General features: G+C 70.3%; 12 protein-coding genes. 7 read left to right on the plus strand and 5 right to left on the minus strand.

Annotation, left to right across the window (positions count from 1 at the left end; translation table 11 throughout):
* The first annotated feature begins 21 nt into the window (after positions 1–21).
* Together HPO96_RS22155 and HPO96_RS22160 are read left to right on the plus strand one after the other, a co-directional pair.
* The gene (locus HPO96_RS22155) at positions 22–687 is read left to right on the plus strand and encodes a response regulator transcription factor (protein ID WP_132414253.1); all 666 of its coding nucleotides are present in this window, start codon (positions 22–24) and stop codon (positions 685–687) included.
* Positions 688–690: 3 nt separating this feature from the next.
* Positions 691–2,067 (plus strand): sensor histidine kinase, encoded by a 1,377-nt coding sequence (locus HPO96_RS22160; RefSeq protein ID WP_238355380.1) that lies wholly within the window; start codon positions 691–693, stop codon positions 2,065–2,067.
* Positions 2,068–2,085: 18 nt separating this feature from the next.
* Here HPO96_RS22160 and HPO96_RS22165 read toward each other — a convergent pair whose 3' ends face one another.
* A complete protein-coding gene (locus tag HPO96_RS22165) occupies positions 2,086–3,114 on the minus strand; it encodes a TAXI family TRAP transporter solute-binding subunit (protein WP_171675485.1) in 1,029 nt (342 codons plus the stop codon).
* A gap of 174 nt (positions 3,115–3,288) precedes the next feature.
* On the opposite strand from HPO96_RS22165, the gene HPO96_RS22170 reads away from it, so the two are divergent.
* On the plus strand, positions 3,289–6,300 hold the full coding sequence (locus tag HPO96_RS22170; protein WP_171675487.1) for a glycoside hydrolase family 38 N-terminal domain-containing protein: 3,012 nt from the start codon (positions 3,289–3,291) through the stop codon (positions 6,298–6,300).
* A gap of 133 nt (positions 6,301–6,433) precedes the next feature.
* On the opposite strand, the gene HPO96_RS22175 is transcribed toward HPO96_RS22170, so the two are convergent.
* A complete protein-coding gene (locus HPO96_RS22175; protein ID WP_171675489.1) occupies positions 6,434–7,264 on the minus strand; it encodes an SGNH/GDSL hydrolase family protein in 831 nt (276 codons plus the stop codon).
* Positions 7,265–7,375: 111 nt separating this feature from the next.
* Here HPO96_RS22175 and HPO96_RS39685 point away from each other — a divergent pair, with 111 nt between their 5' ends.
* Positions 7,376–8,584, plus strand: coding sequence for an RsbRD N-terminal domain-containing protein (locus HPO96_RS39685; RefSeq protein ID WP_202886265.1), 1,209 nt, complete (start codon positions 7,376–7,378; stop codon positions 8,582–8,584).
* A gap of 15 nt (positions 8,585–8,599) precedes the next feature.
* Positions 8,600–9,940 (plus strand): cytochrome P450, encoded by a 1,341-nt coding sequence (locus HPO96_RS22185; protein WP_171675493.1) that lies wholly within the window; start codon positions 8,600–8,602, stop codon positions 9,938–9,940.
* Between the two features lie 263 nt (positions 9,941–10,203).
* Here HPO96_RS22185 and HPO96_RS22190 read toward each other — a convergent pair whose 3' ends face one another.
* Positions 10,204–10,704 (minus strand): DUF5709 domain-containing protein, encoded by a 501-nt coding sequence (locus HPO96_RS22190; RefSeq protein ID WP_171675495.1) that lies wholly within the window; start codon positions 10,702–10,704, stop codon positions 10,204–10,206.
* Positions 10,705–10,758: 54 nt separating this feature from the next.
* On the opposite strand from HPO96_RS22190, the gene HPO96_RS22195 reads away from it, so the two are divergent.
* Positions 10,759–11,943: an FUSC family protein gene (locus HPO96_RS22195; RefSeq protein WP_171675497.1), complete on the plus strand. Its 1,185-nt coding sequence runs from the start codon at positions 10,759–10,761 to the stop codon at positions 11,941–11,943.
* 476 nt (positions 11,944–12,419) lie between these two features.
* Here HPO96_RS22195 and HPO96_RS22200 read toward each other — a convergent pair whose 3' ends face one another.
* On the minus strand, positions 12,420–12,863 hold the full coding sequence (locus tag HPO96_RS22200; protein WP_171675499.1) for an OsmC family protein: 444 nt from the start codon (positions 12,861–12,863) through the stop codon (positions 12,420–12,422).
* A 7-nt stretch (positions 12,864–12,870) separates the two neighbouring features.
* Positions 12,871–14,022: a phosphatidylinositol-specific phospholipase C1-like protein gene (locus tag HPO96_RS22205; RefSeq protein WP_171675501.1), complete on the minus strand. Its 1,152-nt coding sequence runs from the start codon at positions 14,020–14,022 to the stop codon at positions 12,871–12,873.
* A gap of 96 nt (positions 14,023–14,118) precedes the next feature.
* Between HPO96_RS22205 and HPO96_RS22210 the strand changes: the two genes are divergently transcribed.
* Complete coding sequence (locus tag HPO96_RS22210; protein WP_171675503.1) at positions 14,119–14,736, plus strand: TetR/AcrR family transcriptional regulator; 618 nt, start codon at positions 14,119–14,121, stop codon at positions 14,734–14,736.
* Positions 14,737–14,760: the final 24 nt, after the last annotated feature.

Below are 14,760 nucleotides of genomic sequence, written 5' to 3' on the forward strand. Positions count from 1 at the left end.
CACCTGGCCTACGATCACCGCATGAGTGGCGCCGTCAGGATTTTGCTGGTCGAAGACGATCTCGATATCGCCAATGCCCTGATACCCGCGTTGCGCCGGTACGGCCTGATGGTGACCCATGTCCGGACGGCGGCCGACGCCCTCGCGGCGGACCCGGGCGACCTGGTCCTGCTGGATCTGGGCCTGCCCGACGGCGACGGGATCAACGTGTGCCGGCAGATCCGGTCGGTCTCCGACGTCCCGGTGATCGCGGTCACCGCGCGCGGCGAGGCGGCCGATCGGGTCCGCGGTCTGCGCAGCGGCGCCGACGACTACGTGGTGAAACCCTTCGCGATCTCCGAGCTGCTGGCCCGGATCGATGCTGTACTACGTCGTACCGGCCTCTTGCAGCCCCGCCCCCGGGTGACTGTCGGCGACCTCACCGTGGACATCGAGGCCCGAACCGTCCAGGTCGCGGACAAGCCCATCAGCCTGACCCGCAAGGAGTTCGACGTGCTCGCTGTGCTGGCCGCGCACCACGGCCGGGTCGTCCCCCGCGAACAGGTCGCCCTGTACGCGTGGCAGTCCGTCTTCGAGGCGTCCTCGCGCACCATGGACGTGCACGTCGCGAGCCTGCGCGCCAAACTCGGCCGGCCCGAGCTCGTGCAGACGATCCGCGGTGTCGGCTACCGCCTCGGCTCGGACTGACCGTTGCGCCGTCGCCTGCTGCAGTCCCTCGTTCCGATGGTGGTCCTGCTCGCCATCATCGCCACCGTCCCGCTGGCCAACTTCATCGCCACCGGCGCCTCGCGCACGCTGTTCCTGTCCCGGAGCAACGACGCCGACTGGTTCGCCACGATGGCCGAGGCGCCGCTGCAGTCCGGTGACATCGCCAACCTGCGCGAGATGGCCGTCCGCTACGACGACCTCTACGACACCCCGGTCTTCATCGTCGACGACAACAACAAGGTCGTCGCGACGTCGAAGTCCGGCGTGGTGCTCGAGGAGCCGGAGATCGCGACCGCCCTGGGCAGCACGCTGGCCGGCCGGCTGCCGGCCGAGCCGCCCGCGCTGTGGCCGTGGCAGCACGGCGAGATGGTCGTCGCCCGCCCGGTCGCGAACAACGGCCGGGTGCTCGGCGCCGCCGTCCTGCGGGTGCCGACCGACGAGCCGCGGGTCGAGGTCCGGCGCAGCCTGATCCTGTTGCTGATCGGCCTGCTGATCAGCATCGGCGCGATCATCGCCGGTATCGTCCGGCCGATCAGCCGCTGGGTGATCCGCCCGCTGAAGGACCTGGACAACGCGACCCACCAGATCACCCGCGGCGCGCTCGACACCCGGGTCTCCACCGACGGCCGCGCGCCGGAGCTCCGCCGCCTCGGCGACAGCTTCAACTCGATGGCCCTCAGCCTGCACCAGGCCCGGCAGCGCGAGCGCGAGTTCGTCGCCGACGCCTCGCACCAGCTGCGGACGCGGCTGACCTCGGCCCGGATCCACATCGAGGGCCTGTCCCGGCTGTCCCCGACCGCGCGGTTCGCGCTCAGCGACATCGACCGGCTCGGCCGGATCGTCCAGCGGCTGTCCCGGCTGGCCGGCTCCGACCGTCCGGGCGCCGATGCCGACGGCAACAGTGAGGAGCCGCTGGACCTCGCCCAGGCGGTCAAGGAGCGGCTGGTCGGCTGGAAGGCCGTGTACGCCGCCGACGACCTGGAGCTGATCATCGGCGACATGGTCCCCGGCGGCGTCGGCCCCGAGCTGGAGGTCGACGACATCCTCGACGTCCTGCTCGACAACGCCTCCAAGTACGGCGCCCCGCCGGTCGAGGTCTCGGTGACCCGGGACGGCACCGAGGTCGTGCTCTCCGTCCGCGACCACGGCCTCGGCCTCGGCTCCCGCGATCTCAAGAAGGTCGGCGAGCGCTTCTGGCGCAGCGCCCACCACCGCGAGATGCCGGGCACCGGCCTGGGCCTGGCCATCGTCCGCTCCGAGGCCGCCCGCGTCGGCGGCCGCGTGGTCGCCCGCCCGCCGATCGGCGGCGGCCTGGTGATCGAGGTCCGCGTCCCGCTGATCGACGACTACGACGTCTGAGCCCGCCGGCCGGGCGGCTCAGATGTGGTTGGCGCGGTACCAGCGTTCGGCGGCCGGGTGCAGCGGGACGGGCATGGTGGCGATCGCCGAGCGGGGGTCGAGGGCGCCGGCTTCGGGGTGGAAGCTCGCCTTGTCGTTCGGGTCGCCGATCAGGTCCTTCTGGCGGCGGAACAGGGTGTTGACGATCCACCAGGCCCAGGAGTCGGGCAGGTTCGGCCGGGTGATCAGGTAGTTCGGGATGGTCAGCGTCGGGACGGCGCTGGCCAGGCCGTAGGTCTTCGGCGGGATCGAGGAGACGATGTAACCGCCGAACTGTTTGAGCGCGATGGTCTGCGCGACGGCCCCGATGTTGACCAGGCGGAAGCCGATGGTCTTCTGCAGGTCCTCGATCGGGCCGGTCGGCAGGCCGCCGCTCCAGATCATCACGTCGATGCCGTCCTTGCCCTCGGCCTTGTCCTTCAACTGCTTCACGGCCTGCTCGAGCGAGAGCGTGCGCTTGGTGACCGAGGTGGCCAGCCCGGCCTGGGCGAGGATCATGTCGGCGACGAGTTTCGTCCCGGAGTTCTCCGGGCCGACGCTGACCACCTTGCCGGCCACCTTCTCCAGGCTGTCGATCTTGGACGCCATCGGCACCACGACATGCACGTAGTTGTCGTACGTCCGGCCCAGGGCGTGGAAGCGCAGCGGCCCGGACGCGAACTGCCCGAGCCCCTCGTACGCGGCGTACGCCGAATCGGAGGTGGTGAAGCCGACGTCGTTCTGCCCGGAGGCCACCTTGCGCAGGTTCGCGATCGAGCCGTCGGTGACGACCGGGGTCAGCTGGACGCCGGTGACCTGGGAGACCAGGCTCGCCAGACCGCTGCCGAAGCGGTTGTAGACGCCGCCCTTGTTCCCGGTCGCGAGCGTCGCGGGCTCAGCCGGCGCGGGCTCGTCGGAGCGGCCGCGGGAACAGCCGGGCAAGGTCAGCGCGGCCGCCGCGGCGGCGCCCAGACCGAGCGCGCGGCGCCGGCTCATCGAGTCCGGCACGATCAGGCGGGGGCGATCCATACGGGACAACCTATGCGGCAACCGGTCCGGATCGGTAGCCAAGCCTGTCGGCCGCTACCGAACCGCTACCCGGCGCAGTACCGGCTCGCTCGGACAAACTGCGTCTTTACGGGCCCCCTCCCGATGTGACAGCGTTGTCATCACCACCACTTCCTGTCCCCGGAGGATGATTCCGTGCACGACGACCGTCAACTCATCGAGGAGCGGCTCCAGCGCGCCCTGCGGGAGCGGATCCGCCCCGCGATCTACGGCGCGGCGGTCCCGCTGGACATCGAGGTGTGGCACGCACCCGGTGAGCCGGTGTCCCCCGCCGAGGCCCTCGCCCAGACCTTCGAGCCGGCCGCGGTCGGCCTGCCCTGGGGTCCGGCCTGGGGTACCGCCTGGTTCAAGTTCAGCGGCCAGGTCCCGGCCGAGTGGGCCGGGAGCGAGATCGAGGCCGTCATCGACCTCGGCTTCAGCGGCGGTCCGGGCTTCTCCGCGGAGGGCCTGGTGCACACGACCACCGGCCGTCCGCTCAAGGGCCTGCACCCGCGGCAGACCTACGCTCCGCTGTCGATCCTCGGCCCGGACGGGACGGCGGCCGCGGCCGGCGACTCGATCGAGTTCTACGTCGAGGCGGCCGCGAACCCGGAGGTGCTCGGTGACAAGGGCGGCTTCTCCCCGACGTCCATCGGCGACAAGCCCGAGCCGGGCGGGAAGCCGATCTACGAGCTGACCCGCGCCGACCTGGCGGTCTTCAACGCCGAGGTCTGGGACCTGATCCTCGACCTCGAGGCCCTGAACAGCCTGCAGAAGGAGCTGTCCCTGCAGGAGCCGCGGCGCCGCGAGATCCTCCGCGCGCTCAGCCGCGCCCTCGACGCCCTGGACTACGAGGACGTCGCCAAGACCGCCGCCGACGCCCGCGCCCAGCTGACCGACGTACTGAGCCGCCCGGCGCACGCGTCGGCGCACCAGCTCTCCGCGGTCGGCCACGCGCACATCGACTCCGCCTGGCTCTGGCCGCTGCGCGAGACCCGCCGCAAGGTCGCCCGGACGGTCTCCAACGTCGCCACGCTGGCCGAGGAGTACCCGGAGCTCGTCTTCGCGTTCTCCCAGGCCCAGCAGCACGCCTGGGTGAAGGAGAACTACCCCGAGGTCTGGGAGCGGCTCAAAAAGGCCGTTGCCGAGGGCACCATCGTTCCGGTGGGCGGGATGTGGGTCGAGTCCGACACCAACCTGCCCGGCGGCGAGGCGCTGGCCCGGCAGTTCGTGCACGGCAAGAAATTCTTCCTGGACGAGTACGGTATCGACACCCAGGAGGTCTGGCTGCCGGACTCGTTCGGCTACACCGCGGCCCTGCCGCAGCTGGTGAAGCTGTCCGGCTCGAAGTGGTTCCTGACCCAGAAGATCTCCTGGAACAAGGAGAACCGGTTCCCGCACCACACCTTCTGGTGGGAGGGTCTCGACGGCACCCGCGTCTTCACCCACTTCCCGCCGATCGACACCTACAACTCCGACCTGTCCGGTCGCGAGCTCGCGCACGCGCAGCGCAACTTCCAGGAGAACGGCGCCGCGACCCGCTCGCTGGTCCCGTTCGGCTACGGCGACGGCGGTGGCGGCCCCACCCGTGAGTTCGTCGCGACCGCGCGCCGGGTCGCGAACCTGGAGTCCTCGCCGCGGGTGACGATCGAGTCCCCGACCGAGTTCTTCAGCGCCGCCGAGGAGGAGTACGCCGACCACGCGCCGGTCTGGTCCGGCGAGCTCTACCTGGAGATCCACCGGGCGACGTACACCTCGCAGGCCAAGACCAAGCAGGGCAACCGGCGCAGCGAGCACCTGCTCCGCGAGGCCGAGCTCTGGTCGGCCGCGGCCGTCGTCGCGGGCAAGCTGGACGCGTACCCGTACGCCGAGCTGGACCGGATCTGGAAGGCCGTACTGCTGAACCAGTTCCACGACATCCTGCCCGGCTCGTCGATCTCGTGGGTGCACCGCGAGGCCGAGGAGACGTACGCCGCGCTGGGCGCCGAGCTGGAGGCGATCATCGGCAAGGCGCAGCAGGCGCTGGCCGGCTCCGGCGACGCGCAGATCGTCTTCAACGGCGCACCGCACGGCCGGAGCGGCGTGGCCGGTCTGGGCGCGGGGATCGCGGCCGGCGAAGGCCAGTCGGTGACGGTCGAGAACGGCGTCCTGGACAACGGCGTCATCCGCGTGACCATCGACGAGCGCGGGCTGATCACCTCGCTGTACGACGTCGAGGCGCAGCGCGAGGTGATCGCGCCAGGTGCCGTCGGCAACCTTCTGCAGCTGCACGTGGACACCCCGAACCAGTGGGACGCGTGGGACGTCGACTCGTTCTACAAGAACAACGTCCGCGATGTCACCGAGGTCGACTCGGTCGACTTCAGCACCGTCGACGGGGTCGCGACGGTCGTCGTCAAGCGGTCCTTCAACCGGTCGTCGGTGACCCAGACGCTGCGCGTCCGGCCGGGCGCCAAGCGGGTCGACATCGAGACCACGATGGACTGGCACGAGGCCGAGAAGTTCCTCAAGGCCGCGTACCCGGTCGACGTGCACGCCGACCGGTCGGCGTCCGAGACCCAGTTCGGGCACATCTTCCGGCCGACCCACCAGAACACCTCGTGGGACGCGGCGAAGTTCGAGATCGCGGCGCACCGCTGGGTGCACGTCGGCGAAGCCGGGTACGGCGTCGCCGTCGTCAACGACTCGACGTACGGGCACGACATCAACCGCACCGCCCGCCCGGACGGCGGCACGACGACCACGATCCGCACCTCGCTGATCCGCGCGCCGCGCTACCCCGACCCGAAGACCGACCAGGGTGTGCACACCGTCAACCACGCGCTCGTGGTCGGCGCCGGCATCGGTGAGGCGGTTGCCGAGGGCTACCGGATCAACCTGCCCGAGCGGGTCGTCACCGGCTCCGAGGGCGTCGAGCCGCTGGTCACCATCGACAACCCGAACATCGTCGTCGAGGCTCTGAAGCTCGCCGACGACCAGTCCGGCGACGTTGTCGTCCGCCTCTACGAGTCCGCCGGCGGCCGCGCCCGCGGCACCATCACCCCGTCGTTCCCGACGACGTCGGTGACCGAGGTGGACCTGCTGGAGCGGCACCTGGCCGACCGTGCGAACGGCGAGCTGGAGCTGCGTCCGTTCCAGATCCTCACCCTGCGTTTCAAGCGTTCCTGACCCGGCAAGGCACTCCGTACACCCCCACCCCGCGGAGTGCCACGCCATCACCCGGCAGGGCAAGCGCCCCTCACCCCGGCGCCCACCTGCCAACCCGCGCCCGGTGTCACTCCGACGCCGGGCGCGGGTGTTTTCAGCTGGCCGCGGCTGCGACCAGGTTGCCGAAGGCGGCCATGCCGGCTCGGCTGGGGTGCAGGGGCGCGGCGTCCGACGTGGGGACGAGGCCTTCGAGCCAGCGCTGGCCGATCGGAGCACAGGCGTCGTGGCCGATGGAGGGTTTGCGGAGGTCGACGTACGTCGCGCCGTGGGCGGCGGACTGGGCGGCGAGCATGGCGTTCAACCGGTCGACCGTCGCCTGGAGGTAGTCGGCGTCGACAGGCCAGACCGGGATCTGCGGGTAGCAGCCGCCGGGGCGGATGTAGGTGCCGTAGCCGGTGACGAGGATGCGGGCGTTCGGCGCGAGGGCGCGGATGCGGTCGAGGGCCTGCCCGAAGGCGGGGGCCGTGGCGGTGATGCGGTCGGCCAACTGGTCGCGGCCGCCCGCGGTGTAGCGGGCCTTGCAGGAGATGCCGGCTGGGGCCGGGAAAACGTTGATACAGCTGAGGGCGGCGGCCACCAGACCGGTGTCGTTACCCCCGATGGCGACCGTCACCAGGTCGGTCGTCGACTTCAGGGCGTTGTACTGCGGGGGCACGAAACCGAACTGCCGGCCGCTGAAGTCGGGGATGACCGCGCCGGAGCAGGTCACGTCCGTCAGCTTCGCGCCGAGCTTGGCGGCCGCGACGTGCGGGTAGTTCACCCCGGACCGGGTGCAGGGCAGGTCGATCTGCGGGAGGATCAGCGGCCCGGCCGCCGAGGAGTCGCCGAGGGCGACGTACTCGAGCGGTTCGGCCGCGTGGGCCACCGCGGGGCTGACCAGGCCGGCCACCAACACTCCTACGGCCAGCAGTACCCGTCGTTTCATTGTGGTCACCCTTCGCGATGGCTCGAACACTGTACTTATGGGTAGTAATGTTCGACCCCAAAGCGCCCGCCGGTCGCTGGGGCCATGCCCAGAGTTCACGAGGTGATCGTTGTGACAGATCACAAACACCTGCGCTGCGGTGGCGTGCTCGTCCATGAGCTCGTCCGGTCCCGGCTGAGCCGGTTGGTGGACGAGGTGCTGGCCCGGCTGGTCGCCGAGATCCCGATGTACGGGCAGCTTCCGGAGGAGGAGCTGCAGGGCGACATCCGGCGGATCACCGACCAGTCGCTGCGCGCGTTCGTCGAGACCTTCCGGACCGGCGTCGTCCCGACTGGCGACGTCCTGGCGCCGCTGCGCGAGTCGGCGAAGCGGCGGGCGGAGGAGGGGGTGCCGTTGGAGGCGCTGCTGGCGGCGTACCACCTGGGCGGCAAGGTGTGCGCGGACGACGTCGCCCGCGATTTCCGCCCCGAGGAACTGCCGGATGCGATCGCGCTGAACCGGCTGATCCTCGACTTTCTGCAGCAGGTGACGGCGATCGTCTCGGCGAGCTACTTCGAGGAGCGGCAGTCGATCGCGGGTGAGGACCAGGCCTCGCGGCAGGCGGTGCTGGCCGCGCTGCTCGAAGGTCGCGCGGCGGACGAGGCCGCGCTGCGCGCCGGCGTCCGGCTGCCGGTCGAGTTCCTGGTGGCTGGGTTGGCGTTCGGGACGCATCCGGACGAGCGACAGCCGGGAGTCGATCCGCAGATCGTTGCCCACCGCAAGCTTCGGCGGATCCGGGTCGAGCTGGATCGGTTGCCGGGGAGTATGGCGAGTCTGTCGGCGGACGGCGGGATCGCCTTGCTCACCTGCTCGCGTGGCGACGCGGAGAACCTGCGCGGGCGGCTCAGCCGGGTTGCTGGCGTGGACGTCACACTGGCGATTACGAGTAGCTCGCCGGGCGACGTACCGGCCGCTACGGCGTTGGTGCGTGATCTGCTCGGCGTCGTCCGCAGCCATCGGCGTCCGCCGGGTGTGTATGCGTTGGACGATCTGCTGCTTGAGTATCAGCTCAGCCGACCGACGCCGGCGCGTGATCGGCTGGCCGATCTGTTGACGCCGCTGATTGACCGCAGCGATCTGCTGGCGACACTGCGCTGCTATCTGGGCAACGCACGTAACCGCAGGCAGACCGCCGCCGATCTGCATGTCCACGCCAACACCGTCGACTACCGGCTGAGGCAGGTCGCGCGTCTCACCGGGCTCGATCCGAGCAGCGACGAGCAGTTGCCGCGGATCGTCGCTGCCCTTGTCGCATTGGACGCGCGCTGTTCACTCGGCTGACGTAGCGTCGATCGTATGGCTCCGACTCCGTTGCTCGGTTCCCGCACGCTCGATCGGCAGACCGCTCGGACGTTGCCGCCTGGTCCGCGGTGGCCGACGCTGGTGCAGAGCCTGCTGTTCGCGAACCATCGCAAGACGTTCTTCCCGCGGATGCGGGCGAAGTACGGCGACGTGTTCACGATCCGGCTGGTGCCGGCGAGCCGGGTGTGTGTGGTGCTGAGCCGGCCGGAGCACATTCGCGAGGTGTTCGGCAGCTCGCCCGCGGTGATGCATGCCGGTGAGGGGAACACCGCGCTCGAGCCGATCATGGGGCCGAGCTCGCTGCTGCTGCTCGACGATGACGACCACGTCCGGATGCGGCGGCAGTTGATGCCGGCCTTCACCGGGCCGGCGCTGCGCGGGTACGCCGCGATGGTGCACGAGCTGGCGGTCGCCGAGGTGGCGAGCTGGCCGACCGGGACGCCGTTCGCGATGCACCAGCGGATGCGGAACCTGACCCTGGAGATCATCCTGCAGGTGATCTTCGGCGTCACCGACGTCGATCGGCTGAACACCCTGCGGCCGTTGCTGGACAAGATTGTGTCGGTCTCGCCGGTGCTCATGCTCGGCGGTTTCTACCCGCCGCTGCTGCGGATCCCGCCGTGGCGCACGTTCCTGCGGGCCCAGCAGCAGGTCGACGAGATCCTGTTCGACGAGATCGCCCGCCGCCGCGGAAACCTTGCCGGGCGCAACGACGTCCTCTCCCGGCTGCTCGGCGCCGGCGAGTGGACGGACGCCGAACTCCGCGACCAGCTGGTCACGCTGCTGCTGGCCGGTCACGAAACCACCGCCACCGCCCTCGCCTGGGCCTTCCACGAGCTCGCCCGCCGCCCCGACGACCTCGCCTTCGGCCAGCACGCCGCCGACACCGGCGCCGATCGCGAACTCGAAGCGATCGTCAAAGAGTCTCTCCGCCTGCACCCGGTCGTCTACCAGGTCGGCCGCCGCCTCACCGAAACCACCGACCTGGCCGGCTACCGCCTCCCCCGCGGCACCACCCTCATGGCCGCCATCGGCCTCGTCCAGCGCGACGCCCAGCACTTCCCCGCCCCCGCCACCTTCCGCCCCCAGCGCTTCCTCACCGACCCCCCACCCGCCCCCAACACCTGGCTCCCCTTCGGCGGCGGCGCCCGCCGCTGCATAGGCGCCGGCTTCTCCCTCATGGAAGGCACCGAAATCCTCCGCGCCGCCCTAACCACCCACCACTTCCACGCAAACCCCACCCCCGAACCAGCCCAGGCAAAAAACGTGACCCTGGTCCCCAAACAAGGCGCCACACTCACAGCCACCCCCCGCCAACCGCCAGCACCCCTGTAAACCCACCCCCCAACCCAACCACCGGGCACAGGCTTGGAGCCCCACCTGTCTTTCCGGCCGCAGCGCAACCCGACCACCAGCGAAGGACCCGGCCGCGACGACGGGGTGCGGGCCGGGCGTGGCGGCGGGCGGCGGGCGGCGGGCGGCGGGCGGCGGAACCCGACCACCGGTCACGGGCTCAGATCGGCACCTGCTCTTTCGGCCGCAGCGCGACCTGACCACGAGCGAGGGGGTCGGCCGTGCAGGCCGGCTGGGGGTGGGGGTTAGTTTTCGGGGTCGGTTATGTCGCCTAGGTCTACGTTGGCGTAGGAGTCGAGGTTGGACTCGTCGTCGTCGAGTTCGAAGTTGGATTCGTCGTCGACTACGTGGATGGCGGCTTCTTCGGCGGAGGCGGCGGCGCCGTCGAAGCCGATGTCGGAGGCGACCAGGTCGGACTCGGAGTCGGTGTGGGCGCCTTCGTCGGGGGCGACCAGGCGGCCGGAGCGGCGGACGCCGACCTCGGGGCCGCCGACGTCTTCGCCGTCCTCGGCGTAGGGGTCGACGTCGGGCTCCTCCTGGGCGAGGCGCTGGTCGAGGGACTCGCCTTGGAGGGCCTCCTCGGCGGTGGTGCCGAAGCCCTCACCCGCGGACCACTTCTCGGGCGGTGAGTAGCCCTCGTCGAGCAGGTCGTCCACCCCGCGGTCGTTCAGGGTGTCCGACGCCTGCAGCTGATCCTCGTCGTCGACGCTGTAGCTGCCGTAGTCCTCGCGGTTGTTCTCGGTCATGTAGCAACAGTGTCCCGACAGGCCCGGTTGAATCAAGCCGGGCACAATGAGCGAATGGATCCGGTCAGGCTGACGTTGGACCAGCTGCGGGAGCTGCGCGACGACGTGGCCCCGCGGGCGGCCCGGCGGTCGCGGGCCTCGGTGCGGCGCCGGGTCGAGCGCTGGCGGGACCGGATCTTCTTCATCGGCCAGTGCGCGATCGCGGCCGGCCTCGCCTGGGCGCTGGCCCGGTACGTCGTGGGCCACCAGCAACCGTTCTTCGCACCGGTCGCCGCGATGGTCTGCCTGGGCTTCAGTTTCGGCCAGCGGTTACGCCGGGTCGCCGAGGTGATGGTCGGGGTCGCGGTCGGCGTCGGGGTCGGCGACCTGTTCGTCCGGTTCTTCGGCACCGGCGTCCCGCAGATCATCTTCGTCGTCGCACTCGCGATGAGTATCGCCGTCCTGCTCGGCGCCGGCACCCTGATGACCACCCAGGCCGGCGTCCAGGCCGCGATCGTCACCACCCTGCTGCCCAACCCCGGCGCGGGCTTCTCCCGCTGGCTGGACGCCGTCCTCGGCGGGCTCGTCGCGCTCGCCGCCGCCACCATCGCCCCGGCCGCCGCGATTCGTCGCCCCCGGCAACAAGCCTCCGAGGTCCTGAACGAGCTGTCCGCGATCCTCGTCGAGACCGCCGAGGGCCTGCGGGACAAATCCGACCAGGAGGCCCACGCCGAGCACCGCGACGAGCGGGAGCTCACCGACGCGCTCCGCCGGGCCCGCGCCAGCGAAGGCATGCTGGACGATCTGCGCAGCGCGGCCGAGGAGGGCGTCGCCGTCGTCCGCCTGTCGCCGTTCCGCCGCCGGCACCGCGGCCGCGTCCAGCAGATCGCCGACCTGGTCGTCCCGCTCGACCGCGCGATCCGCAACATCAGAGTCCTGGTCCGCCGCTGCGCGGTGTCGGTCTGGCGCGACGAGCGGATGCCCGACGAGTACCCGATGCTCCTCGACCGCCTCGCCGACGGCACCCGGCTGATCGCCGAGTCCCTCTTCGAGCCGGCCGCCAAAGTCGCCGCGCACCGCGTCCTCGGCGAGCTCGGCCGCCGGACGGCGGATCTCCCACTCCCTCCCGGCCTGTCCGCGGTCGTCGTCCTGGGCCAGATCCGCTCCACCGTCGTCGACCTCCTGGAGCTGACCGGGACGTCGTACGACGAGGCCCGCAAACTCGTCCCGCTGCGCCTCGACGGGCTCGACGAGAAGTAGGTCCGGACAAAGTGGCCTAGGTCACATCGAGAAACTTCTCGAAATTCCCGTCATACCCCGGCCCGGGCGGCGTCTCACTGGCATGACGATCCACCGACTGATGACCGCGCTGGCGACCGAGCAGAGCCGGACCGAAGCGCTGGTCGAGACGATCAACCCCACAGACGACCGGAGCGACGCCGCCGCCGAGCAGTAAGAGGGCTGCTGGGAACTCCTCGCCGTAGCGAGGAGTTTTCAGCAGCCCTCTAAGGCGCGAACCGGACGAAGACGGATCCAGGCGGCGCACCCGAACGGTCCTACCCACCGAGTTGGACCGCTCGGAGGTCGCACAAAACAGAGGCGCCCTTGTGCAAGGCGCCGCCGGATCCGTTCGGTGCATCACCACAGAGGTGCACCGCAGAACCACCCACCGGCTGTCCTGACGCCGCTTGCGCGAGGCTCAGGCCAGACCCGGTGGGTGGTTTCTTTTGCCGGGACTACGAAGCGACCGTGACCTCGGTGGTCACCGAGTTCGCGATGAAACACTCCTGATGCGCCAGGTGATGGATCCGCTCCAGCGCCGCGGCATCCGGCTCCGGGCCGCCCCAGGTGATCTTCGGATGCAGCGTCACCTGCGTCACCGCCAGCCGCCCGGCCGCGTTCTTCGCCATCACCCCGACCGCGTGGTCGTCGTACGAGTCGACGACCAGCCGCTTGCGGGCCGCGATCGCCAGAAAGGTCAGCATGTGGCACGACGACAGCGCGGCCACGAACGCCTCCTCCGGGTCGACCGGGCCGGGGTTGCCCAGGTACGCCGGATTGGCGGACCCGGGCACGGTGATCCCGCCGTCGAAGCGCCACTCGTGGTCACGGTTGTAGGTGTCGTAGGCGAACTCGTGCTCACCACGGCTCCAACTGATATCGACCACGTGCTCCGACATGTTCAGTTCACCTCTCCGCGACGCGCGCCCCGGGCTTTCCGGTCACCGGGTTCAAGCGTACGGGCGTGTCCCCCGGCAGCTCGGCGACGAAGTCGCTGTCGTACCGCGAGGCCATGCCGGCCACCGGGAAGTCGGTGCTGACGAACTGCGCACCGCTGCCCAGCGCGACGCCGACCCGGCTGAACTCGTTGTTGCGGATCGTCGACAGCGGCTCGTCCGAACGGGTCCGGACCAGGTAGCCCTTCGTCACCAGCCGCTGGATCTCGGCGGTGTTCGCGCCCCGCGGGTCGTTGACGTTGGTGATCGCGGCATCCGGCTCACCCTCGGGGCCGCGGGTGAAGACCGCCCGGCCCTCCAGGTTCGGCTTGCCGTCGCGGTACGCGTCGCGGATCGCGCCCGGGCCGCCGTTGTCGAAGTAGAACAGCACCTTGCCGGCGGCGTTCTTCAGCGTCGGCCAGCCCTTGGTGGTGACGGACTGCTCCAGCGTGAGGCCCGACTTGCGGACGTCGTCCGGCGAGAGCAGCTGCTGCTCGCTGAAGACCGAGCGGATCTCGGCGTCCACGCTGTTCAGGTTGGCGGCGTCCCACGGCGGAGCCTTCACTCCGCCCTGGGCGACGATCGCCGGGTCGGACTGCTTGAGCTCCAGGTTGAAGACGATCGGCGCGTGGTACGGGTGCGCGTCGGACCAGGTCTTCACCTGCTGCAGGCACTGCTTGAAGCTGCGGCAGACGGTGTTGTAGTCGACGTCGACGATGTGCATCACCTTGATCCCGGGCTTGCTCAGCTCGGGGTCGGTGAGCGCCGGCAGGCCGGCGATCTTGCGGATCAGCGGGTAGGTGTAGAGGCCGCCGTTCGGATCCGGGAACAGGTCCAGTTCGAGCTGGCGGACGTTCTGGTCCTCCAGCTGCTGGCTCAGCGGGGCGTGCGAGTACCAGAGGTCGACCGAGTCCGGCCGCTGGCCGAACTGGATCTTCTTCTCCGCGTCGCTGACCTCGCGGTGGTACGAGTTGTGCGAACCGATCACCTGGATCTGGTTCATCTTGACGCCGGCCGACGTACCGGCCTGCGAAGACTGTGTGGTCAGAGCCGATCCGGCCAGGCCGGACGCGGCGACCGCTGTGGTCGCGAGACCGGCGATCACCGATTTGCTGAGCCGCATGCGTACGTTCCCCTCCAGGAGTGATGAGGCAGATCTGACGGCAATCTGTCATACGAAGGTGGCAGCGTTGTCCTGGTTTCGGTGCACAATGGCCGGATGGTGACATCGGGGGCGTATCCGCTGCGCCGCACACCGACCCAGGACCGTGCCAACCGCCAGGTCGAGCGCATCCTCGACGCGGCGTGCGCGGAGGTGGTCGAGCGGGGCTACGACGGCGCCTCGACCAGCGGGATCGCCAAACGGGCCGAGATCGCGGTCGGCAGCGTCTACCGCTACTTCCCGGACAAGCGCAGCCTGATCCAGGCGATCGAGCGGCGGAACCAGGCCCGCTACACCGAGACCGTGCGGTCCCGGTTGGCCGACGTTGCCAGCTGGCGGGCCGCGGTCGACATCACGATGGCGACGTTCCGCGAGATGCACCGGACCGACCCCGGCTTCCGCGCGGTCGTCCTCAGCGGTCTCGGCGACCCGGATCTGGAAACCCAGCCGGGCGAGTACGACGACCAGCACGCGGCCGAGTTCGCGGAGCTGCTGACCGAGCGGTTCGGCGCCCAGGACAACCGCAACTTCCGGCTGGCCGTGACCACGAGTATCGCGATGGGCGAGGCCCTGGCCCATCTGGCCGATCGGCTCTCCGAGGCGGAGGCCGAGTACGTCCTCGCGCAGGGTCTGCCGGCCATCTACAGCCTGCTCGCCCCGTACTTCCCGGTCTGAAATCGCAAAACCCTCACCTGAACC

The sequence above is a fragment of the Kribbella sandramycini genome, from assembly GCF_013131805.1.
GTDB lineage: Bacteria > Actinomycetota > Actinomycetes > Propionibacteriales > Kribbellaceae > Kribbella > Kribbella sandramycini.